The following is an 8,564-nucleotide window of genomic DNA, read 5'->3' on the forward strand; positions in this document are numbered from 1 at the left end:
GGGCGACCCGGCGGGTCGCCCTCGGCTGCTCATGGGCCATGAGAATCAGCTCAGGCTGTCCAGCATGGACTTGGCCTTCACCTGCAGGGCGCCAGTGGCGTTGGCCACGACTTCTTGCAGCAACTCGCGGGCGCCATCGACGTCACCGATCTGGCGGAACTCTTCGGCCAATTCGAACTTGCGCTCCATCGGGTCCGAAGGTTCGGACAGGTCTTCGTCCAGCGACAGCCCTTCAGGCTCTGGCGTCGGCGCGGGGGCCGGAGCGTCCAGGTCCAGGTTGAGGTCGGCCAGGTCGAAGGCGGGCTCCTCGGCCACCGGCGCGGGCGCTGCGGCCGTGGGCTCGTCCATCAAAGGCAGGTCGAAGTCCAGGTCGTGAGAGGCCTCGGGTGCCGCAGGGGCCTGGTGCACAGGCTCCGTGGGCAGGTCCAGCGAGGGCACATCGGCGAAGGCGTCGAATTGCAGCGAGGACTTGTGCTCGGGCGCCTCGGGCTCGGACAGCGGCATGGGCGCCGAGATGTCCAGATCCAGGTCCACCAAGTCACGGTCGGCGGATTCCATCGGGGCCGTGTCAGGATTCTCCAGGTGAGCCGGCGTCGGCATCACGGAATGGGGAATCGTGCTGGCACCCAGGGAATCGTTGGGCTCGACACTCAAAGGCGTGTTGGACGCGGGCTCGCCACCCGGCTGGTAAAGCGGGTTTTCCGGATCGATGCCCAGGCCCATTTCCTGGGCCTTGGCCCAGTCATCGCCCTGGCCACCGGTCAGGTTGTACAACTGCGACGCCAGTTGCTCGTAGCCCTTGGTGTCGCGGCGCTTGGCGTAAACCTCGAGCAGCTTGGTCCGGATGGCCAGGCGCTCAGGCGTGCTGCGCAGGGCTTCCTTGAGGATTTCCTCGGCCTGCAGGTCGCGGCCATAGGCCAGGTACACGTCGGCCTCGGCCACGGGATCCACATCACCGATGGCATCCAGCTGGCTGAGCGAGTAGCTCATGGACGACGGCGCGCCCGTGGCATCGCGCGTGTCGACGCGCTGGCCACCGCTGGCCCCGAAGAAGGAATCGGGTTGCAGGCGGCTTTCGAGGAAGGATGTTTCACCCGTGTCGGCACGGCGGCGCGAACGCAGGAACATCGCGACGCCCGCCAGCAAGGCCACGCCTGCGCCCACACCCGCCAACAGCATGGGGTTGAGCGACTCCAGGAGGCCCGGGGACTCGGCTTGAGGCTCATCCGGGATGGACAGGGGCTTGGGAACCACCGGGGTAGACACGGGCTCCGACGCTGCGGATGCAGCCTCGGAGGCAGCGTTGGCCACGCTGGTGGCGGCTTGGGACGCAGCGGAAGCGACTTCAGAGGCAGCAGGCGCTTCGGCCGAGGCTGCGGAGGCCACCACGGCTGGCGCGCTGGGCACGGGCGCCGCGGCAGATGCTACGGGGGCTGGCTTGGACGCCGGCACGGCCACGGGAGGCGGCACTGGCACTGGCTTGGACGCCACTGGGGCCGGCGCTGGCGCGGGAACGGGGGCAGGCTTGACAGCCGGCGTGGCCGCCGCTTTTTCCTTCAGCTTGCGCAGATCGTCCAGGTTCTTGGACAACTCGGCCACGCGGGCCTCGTTTTCCTTCTGGGCGCGGGCCTTGGCCAGGCGGTCCTCGGTCCCGGGCGCGGACGCTTTGTTGCTCATGCCACCCTTGCTCAGGGTGAGCTTGTCAGGCGTGGGCGCAGATGATTGCTTCTGGTCTTTGACTTCGGCCTCGACCTTCCCCGCGGCTTGGCGCTGGGGCTTTTCGGGCGCCGTCACGGTGGCCGCGCCAGCCAGGCGCTGGCGGTAGGCGGCAAAGTCGGAGCTTTGCGCCACGATGATCTGGCGCGCTTCAGCGGTGCTGACGGACTTGGCCTGCTCGTTCGTGGGCATGTTCAGCACCACGCCCGACTTCAGGCGATTCATGTTGTCGCCCTGGAAGGCCTGCGGGTTGTTGCGGTACAGGCCGACCAGCATCTGGTCGAGCGAGACCCCGGAAGCCAGGTGGCTGCCCGCGATCTGCGACAGGGAGTCACCACGCCGCACGCGAACGCTCTGCGCCGACGGATGCGAGGAAGAAGACGGGCGCTCGGCCACGGGTTCGGAAGGCGCCGGTGGCGGGGCCACAGGCGCCGAAGCAGGCGCGCTGGCGGCACTGGCCGCGGGCGCGGGCCGTGGACGGGGCTTGGGCGCTTCGACCGCCGGAGCCCGGGGCGCGGCGGCCACGGGTGCTGGCGCGGGAGCAGGGGCAGGCCGTGGTGCGGGCGCAGGCTCCGGCGAGTCCATCGTGGGCGCCACTGTTTGGGCTTGCGTCCGGGTCGACGATGGAGGATCGAACAACAAGGTGTATTCGCGGACCAGGCGGCCCGAAGACCAGGCCAGGTCGAGGATCACGTCGATGAACGGCTCCTGGACCGATCGATCGCTGGTGATCTTGAGGAAGGAGCGCCCATCGGTGCGACGCTGCAGCACGATGTTGGTGGCCCCGAGCACCTGGTTGTAGTCAACCCCGGCGGCCCGGTAGGTTTCAGGCGAAGCGACTTTCACCTGCAGGGAGGCGCCCTCTTCAGGCGTCAAACTGGTGATGTCGATTTCAGCACGCAGGGATTCACCCAGCGCGGACTGCACATTCAAACGTCCCAGCCCCAGCGCCCACGAGGCGGCCGGAAGCATGGACAGCGCAGCACAAGCCGCGGCGACAGCAACCCGATTCAAGGCAAAGCGCCCTGCGGACAACGAATGATCTTTCAAGGCGTCTCCCAAGTCGTCATTGAGTCATTGAATCGACTCATAGGCTCACCCCAATCCAGGACAGATTCGGACGCGAACCCGCACCTGCAGACGGTACGCAGCAGAAAACACAATAGCATCAAGCATATACGGTGACAAGCTCATGCAAATACTGATCTGCCCTGGCTGGCGCTATGTCAGCCATGATGGCAATCGCGGCGCTATTGTCGCCCCGAGGCCACAACAACTGTTACGAACTTTGTTTCAAGCCGTTGTAACAGGTCGTGGTTAGGGCATGGTTACAACAGCTTGGCCGCCCAGTCAGGCATCGAGCAGGATGCGCAGCATGCGGCGCAGGGGCTCGGCGGCGCCCCACAGCAGCTGGTCACCGATGGTGAAAGCACCCAGGTACTCCGGGCCCATGGCCATCTTGCGCAGGCGGCCCACGGGGATGCCCAAAGTGCCGGTCACGGCGACGGGGGTCAGGTCCTTGATGGTGGCTTCACGCGTGTTGGGCACCACTTTGACCCACGGATTGTCGGCCGCAATCAGGGCCTCGATGTCCGCCAGGGGCACGTCCTTCTTGAGCTTGAAGGTCAGGGCCTGGCTGTGGCAGCGCATGGCGCCGATGCGCACGCAGAAGCCATCGACCGGCACGGCTTTTGGGGCATCCTTGCCGAAGACTTCGCCAAACCCCAGGATCTTGTTGGTCTCGGCGCCGCCCTTCCACTCTTCCTTGCTCATGCCATTGCCCAGGTCCTTGTCGATCCAGGGGATGAGCGAACCGCCCAGGGGCACGCCGAAGTTCGCAGTTTCGGCCTCGGTCAGCGAGCGCTGCTTGGCAATGATCTTGCGATCGATTTCCAAAATGGCGCTCTTGGGGTCGTCCAGCAGAGGGCGGACTTCGGCATTCAACGTGCCGAACTGGGTCAGCAGTTCACGCATGTGCTGCGCACCGCCGCCAGAAGCAGCCTGGTAGGTCTGGGTGGACATCCACTCGACCAGGCCCGCTTTGTACAGCGCGCCCACGCCGATCAGCATGCAGCTGACGGTGCAGTTGCCGCCGATCCAGTTGTTGCCACCCTTGGCCAGCGCGTTCTTGATGACGGGCAGGTTGACGGGGTCGAGCACGATGACGGCGTCGTCCTTCATGCGCAAGGTGGAGGCGGCGTCGATCCAGTGACCGTTCCAGCCCGTGGCGCGCAGCTTGGTGAAGACGTCGCTCGTGTAGTCGCCGCCCTGGGCGGTGATGATGATGTCGCAGCGCTTCAGTTCGGCGATGTCGTAGGCATCCTTGAGCGTCGTTTCATTCTTGGCGACCGAGGGGGCCTTGCCGCCCGCGTTGCTGGTGCTGAAGAAGAGCGGCTCGATGAGGTCGAAATCGCCCTCGGCCTGCATGCGGTCCATCAACACCGAGCCGACCATGCCGCGCCAGCCGACCAAACCCACCAATTTCGTTGCCATTTTCAGTCCTTCTCGCCCGGCTCAGCCCCGGGCCATGTCAATGTGATTAACCTTGCTTGGCCAGCGCCGCCACGACGGCTTCGCCCATTTCGGCCGTGCCGACCTTGCGGGTGCCTTCGCTGTAGATGTCACCGGTGCGCAGGCCTTGTTCCAGCACCGATTGCACAGCGGCTTCAATGCGGCTGGCGGCAGCTTCCTGGTTCAGGCTGAAGCGCAGCATCATCGCGGCGCTCAGGATGGTGGCCAGCGGGTTGGCGATGCCCTTGCCGGCGATGTCGGGCGCCGAGCCGTGGCTGGGCTCGTACAGGCCCTGGCCCTTGGCGTTCAAAGAGGCCGAAGGCAGCATGCCGATCGAACCGGTCAGCATGGCCGCCGCGTCGGACAGGATGTCGCCGAACATGTTCCCCGTGAACAGCACGTCGAACTTCTTGGGCGCCTTGACCAGCTGCATCGCGGCGTTGTCCACGTACATGTGGTCGAGTTCGATGTCGGGGTACTGGGCGTGCACTTCGATGACCACGTCCTTCCAGAACTGGAAGGTTTCCAGCACATTGGCCTTGTCGACGCTGGTGACGCGCTTGCCGCGCTTGCGGGCAGCCTGGAAGGCCACGTGGGCGATGCGCTCGATCTCGGGGCGCGAATAGCGCATGGTGTCGAAGGCCTCGGGCGCGCCCTTGAATTCGCCATCGGGTGATTCGCGGCGGCCGCGCGGCTGCCCGAAGTAGATGTCGCCGGTCAGCTCACGGATGATGAGGATGTCCAGGCCGGCCACCAGTTCGGGCTTCAGGCTCGATGCGTGGGTGAGCTGCGGATAGCAAATCGCCGGGCGGAAGTTGGCGAACAGCCCCATGTTCTTGCGCAGGCCCAGGATGGCCTGCTCGGGGCGCAGGGGGCGGTCGAGCTTGTCGTACTTCCAGTCGCCGACCGAGCCGAACAGCACGGCGTCAGCGTCCATGGCCAGCTTGAGCGTGGCGGGCGGCAGCGGGTGGCCGAAGGCGTCGTAGGCGGCGCCACCGACCTTGGCCTCTTCCATTTCAAAGGACAGGTCCAGCGCCTTGAGCACCTTGACGGCCTCGGTGACGATTTCGGGGCCAATGCCGTCGCCCGGCAAAACTGCAATCTTCATGACCATGGTGGTTTATTGATTAAACGATGCGGTGGTTCAGCCAGGGCTTTTGCGCCAGGCGTTCGGCTTCGTAAGCCTTGATCTTGTCGGCGTGGCGCAGGGTCAGGCCAATGTCGTCGAAGCCGTTCAGCAGGCAGTACTTGCGGAAGGGCTGGACATCGAAGGCCAGCTCGGTGCCATCCGGCTTGACGATGACCTGGCGTTCCAGGTCGATGGTCAGCTCGTAACCCGGGAAAGCGAACACTTCGTCGAAGAGCTTGTCGACCTGCAACTCGCTCAGCACGATCGGCAGCAGGCCATTCTTGAAGCTGTTGTTGAAGAAGATGTCAGCGAAGCTGGGCGCGATCATGGCGCGGAAGCCGTATTGCTCCAGTGCCCACGGCGCGTGTTCGCGGCTGGAGCCGCAACCGAAGTTCTTGCGCGAGATCAGCACCGACGCGCCCTTGTAGCGCGGCTGGTTCAGCACGAAATCGGGGTTGGGCTTGCGCGTGGCCGGGTCCTGGCCGGGCTCGCCCGCGTCCAGGTAGCGCCATTCGTCGAACAGCGTGGGGCCGAACCCCGTGCGCTTGATCGACTTCAGGTACTGCTTGGGAATGATGGCGTCGGTGTCGACGTTTTCCCGGTCCATCGGGGCCACGAGCCCCTTGTGAATGCGAAATGCTTGCATGAGATTTACTTTTGAGCGGCGCCCGAGATCTTGCCGCCGACCTTCTCGACGTCCTGGCCGAATCCGTGGACCGTGTTGCAACCCGCCAGCGACAGGCCAGCGATCAGGGCGGCCAACACGGCGGTGAGGGATGCGAAACGTTTCATGTCGATGACTCCAAAATGAAATGATGTGGATCAGGCGATGCGGCGAACGTCGACGAAGTGGCCTTCCATGGCGGCCGCAGCGGCCATGGCCGGGCTGACCAGGTGGGTGCGGCCACCCGCGCCCTGGCGGCCTTCGAAGTTGCGGTTGCTGGTGGAAGCGCAGCGCTCGCCCGGCTCCAGCCGGTCGGCGTTCATGGCCAGGCACATGGAGCAACCAGGTTCGCGCCATTCGAAGCCGGCGGCCTTGAAAACCAGGTCCAGGCCTTCGCGCTCGGCTTGTTCTTTCACCAGGCCGGAGCCCGGCACGATCAAGGCCAGCTTGATGTTGGACGCCACCTTGCCACCGATGCGCTTGACCACGGCGGCGGCCTCGCGCATGTCTTCGATGCGGCTGTTGGTGCACGAGCCGATGAAGATCTTGTCGACCAGGATGTCGCTGATCGCCTTGTTGGGCTCCAGCGCCATGTACTGCAACGCACGCTCCATGGCAGAGCGCTTGTTGGGGTCCTTTTCCTTGTCGGGATCGGGCACGCGGTCCTCGATGGACAGCACCATCTCGGGCGAGGTGCCCCAAGTGACCTGCGGCTTGATCTGGCTGGCGTCGAGTTCGACCACGGCATCCCAGTGGGCATCCGGGTCGGACTGCAAGGTGCGCCAGTAGGCCACGGCCTGGTCCCATTCGACACCTGCCGTCGGCGAGAAAGGACGGCCCTTGACGTAGTTGATGGTGGTGTCGTCCACGGCCACGAGGCCCGCGCGCGCGCCGCCTTCGATGGCCATGTTGCACACCGTCATGCGGCCTTCCATGCTCAAGGCACGGATGGCGCTGCCAGCGAATTCGATGGTGTAGCCGGTGCCGCCAGCGGTGCCGATCTTGCCGATGATGGCCAGCACGATGTCCTTGGCGCCAACGCCTTTGGCCACCTGGCCTTCGACCTTGATCAGCATGTTCTTGGCCTTCTTGGCCAGCAGCGTTTGCGTGGCCAGCACGTGCTCGACCTCGGACGTGCCGATGCCGTGCGCCAGCGCGCCGAAGGCGCCGTGCGTCGAGGTGTGGCTGTCGCCGCACACCACGGTCATGCCGGGCAAGGTCGCGCCCTGCTCCGGGCCGATGACGTGCACGATGCCCTGGCGCTTGTCGCTCATCTTGAACTGGGTGATGCCCACGCGGTCGCAGTTGGCGTCGAGCGTGTCGACCTGCAGCTTGGAGACCGGGTCGGCGATGCCGTGGCTGCGGTCGGTGGTGGGCACGTTGTGGTCGCTCACTGCCAGGTTGGCCGACAGGCGCCACACCTTGCGGTCGGCGATGTTCAGGCCTTCAAACGCCTGCGGGCTGGTGACTTCGTGCACCAAATGACGGTCGATGTACAGCGTGACGGTGCCATCGTCTTCGGTGTGGACGACGTGCTCGTCCCAGATCTTGTCGTAAAGGGTGCGTCCCATGGGGTGCTGCTCGTGCGAGAGAGGCCTGAAAGGCCCTTCGAGTGGGGGAAAAAGGTCGATTTTACGGCATCAGGATGGGAAGTGCTCGCCTTTCAAAAATGACACGCCCAAGAAAAAACCCCGGCAAGCCGGGGTTTTCAAGATGCTTGGAGCGAAGCGGATCAGCGCTGAGCCATGGGCTTGACGTCGCGCTTCTCGGCACCAACAAACAACTGACGCGGACGGCCGATCTTGTACTCGGGGTCAGCGATCATTTCGTTCAGTTGAGCGATCCAGCCCACGGTGCGGGCCAGCGCGAAGATCGCGGTGAACAGCGGCACGGGGATGCCGATGGCGCGTTGCACGATGCCGGAGTAGAAGTCGACGTTCGGGTACAGCTTGCGCGACACGAAGTATTCGTCTTCCAGGGCGATCTTTTCCAGTGCCATGGCCAGCTTGAACATCGGGTCGTTCTGCAGACCCAGCTCGGCCAGCACTTCGTGGCAGGTTTCGCGCATGAGCTTGGCACGCGGGTCGTAGTTCTTGTACACGCGGTGACCGAAGCCCATCAGCTTGACGCCGGAGTTCTTGTCCTTGACCTGGGCGATGAAGTCGCCGATCTTCTCGACGCCACCGTTCTTCTGGATTTCTTCCAGCATGTTCAGGGCGGCTTCGTTGGCGCCACCGTGAGCGGGGCCCCACAGGCAGGCCACGCCCGCAGCGATGGCCGCGAACGGGTTGGTGCCGGACGAGCCGCACAGGCGCACGGTCGAGGTCGACGCGTTTTGCTCGTGGTCGGCGTGCAGGATGAAGATGCGGTCCATGGCGCGCACCAGCACCTCATTGGGCTTGTAGTCTTCGCACGGCGTGGCGAACATCATCCGCATGAAGTTCTCGGTGTACGAGAGGTCGTTCTTCGGGTAGACGTAGGGCTGGCCAATGGTGTACTTGTAGGCCATGGCCACGAGCGTGGGCATCTTGGGCCTACAAGTAC

The 8,564-nt window shown here is 64.8% G+C and carries 7 protein-coding genes; all 7 read right to left on the reverse strand.

Annotation, left to right across the window (positions count from 1 at the left end):
* Positions 1–45: 45 nt before the first annotated feature.
* Positions 46–2,688, reverse strand: a complete 2,643-nt coding sequence (locus ACREB4_RS20890; protein WP_431590169.1) for a FimV/HubP family polar landmark protein — start codon at positions 2,686–2,688, stop codon at positions 46–48.
* 378 nt (positions 2,689–3,066) lie between these two features.
* The gene (gene asd / locus ACREB4_RS20895; RefSeq protein ID WP_431590170.1) at positions 3,067–4,209 is read right to left on the reverse strand and encodes an aspartate-semialdehyde dehydrogenase; all 1,143 of its coding nucleotides are present in this window, start codon (positions 4,207–4,209) and stop codon (positions 3,067–3,069) included.
* Positions 4,210–4,255: 46 nt separating this feature from the next.
* On the reverse strand, positions 4,256–5,335 hold the full coding sequence (gene leuB / locus ACREB4_RS20900) for a 3-isopropylmalate dehydrogenase (RefSeq protein ID WP_431590171.1): 1,080 nt from the start codon (positions 5,333–5,335) through the stop codon (positions 4,256–4,258).
* 19 nt (positions 5,336–5,354) lie between these two features.
* Entirely contained in the window at positions 5,355–6,002 is a 648-nt protein-coding gene (gene leuD / locus ACREB4_RS20905) for a 3-isopropylmalate dehydratase small subunit (protein WP_431590172.1), read from the reverse strand.
* A gap of 5 nt (positions 6,003–6,007) precedes the next feature.
* Positions 6,008–6,148 (reverse strand): entericidin A/B family lipoprotein, encoded by a 141-nt coding sequence (locus ACREB4_RS20910; protein WP_431590173.1) that lies wholly within the window; start codon positions 6,146–6,148, stop codon positions 6,008–6,010.
* A gap of 30 nt (positions 6,149–6,178) precedes the next feature.
* Positions 6,179–7,591, reverse strand: coding sequence for a 3-isopropylmalate dehydratase large subunit (gene leuC, locus ACREB4_RS20915; protein ID WP_431590174.1), 1,413 nt, complete (start codon positions 7,589–7,591; stop codon positions 6,179–6,181).
* Between the two features lie 161 nt (positions 7,592–7,752).
* Positions 7,753–8,564: citrate synthase (gene gltA / locus ACREB4_RS20920; protein WP_431590175.1), on the reverse strand; the 812-nt coding region annotated here is incomplete at its 5' end.

Origin of the sequence: Aquabacterium sp., assembly GCF_050725395.1 — a bacterium.
Taxonomy (GTDB): domain Bacteria; phylum Pseudomonadota; class Gammaproteobacteria; order Burkholderiales; family Burkholderiaceae_C; genus Aquabacterium.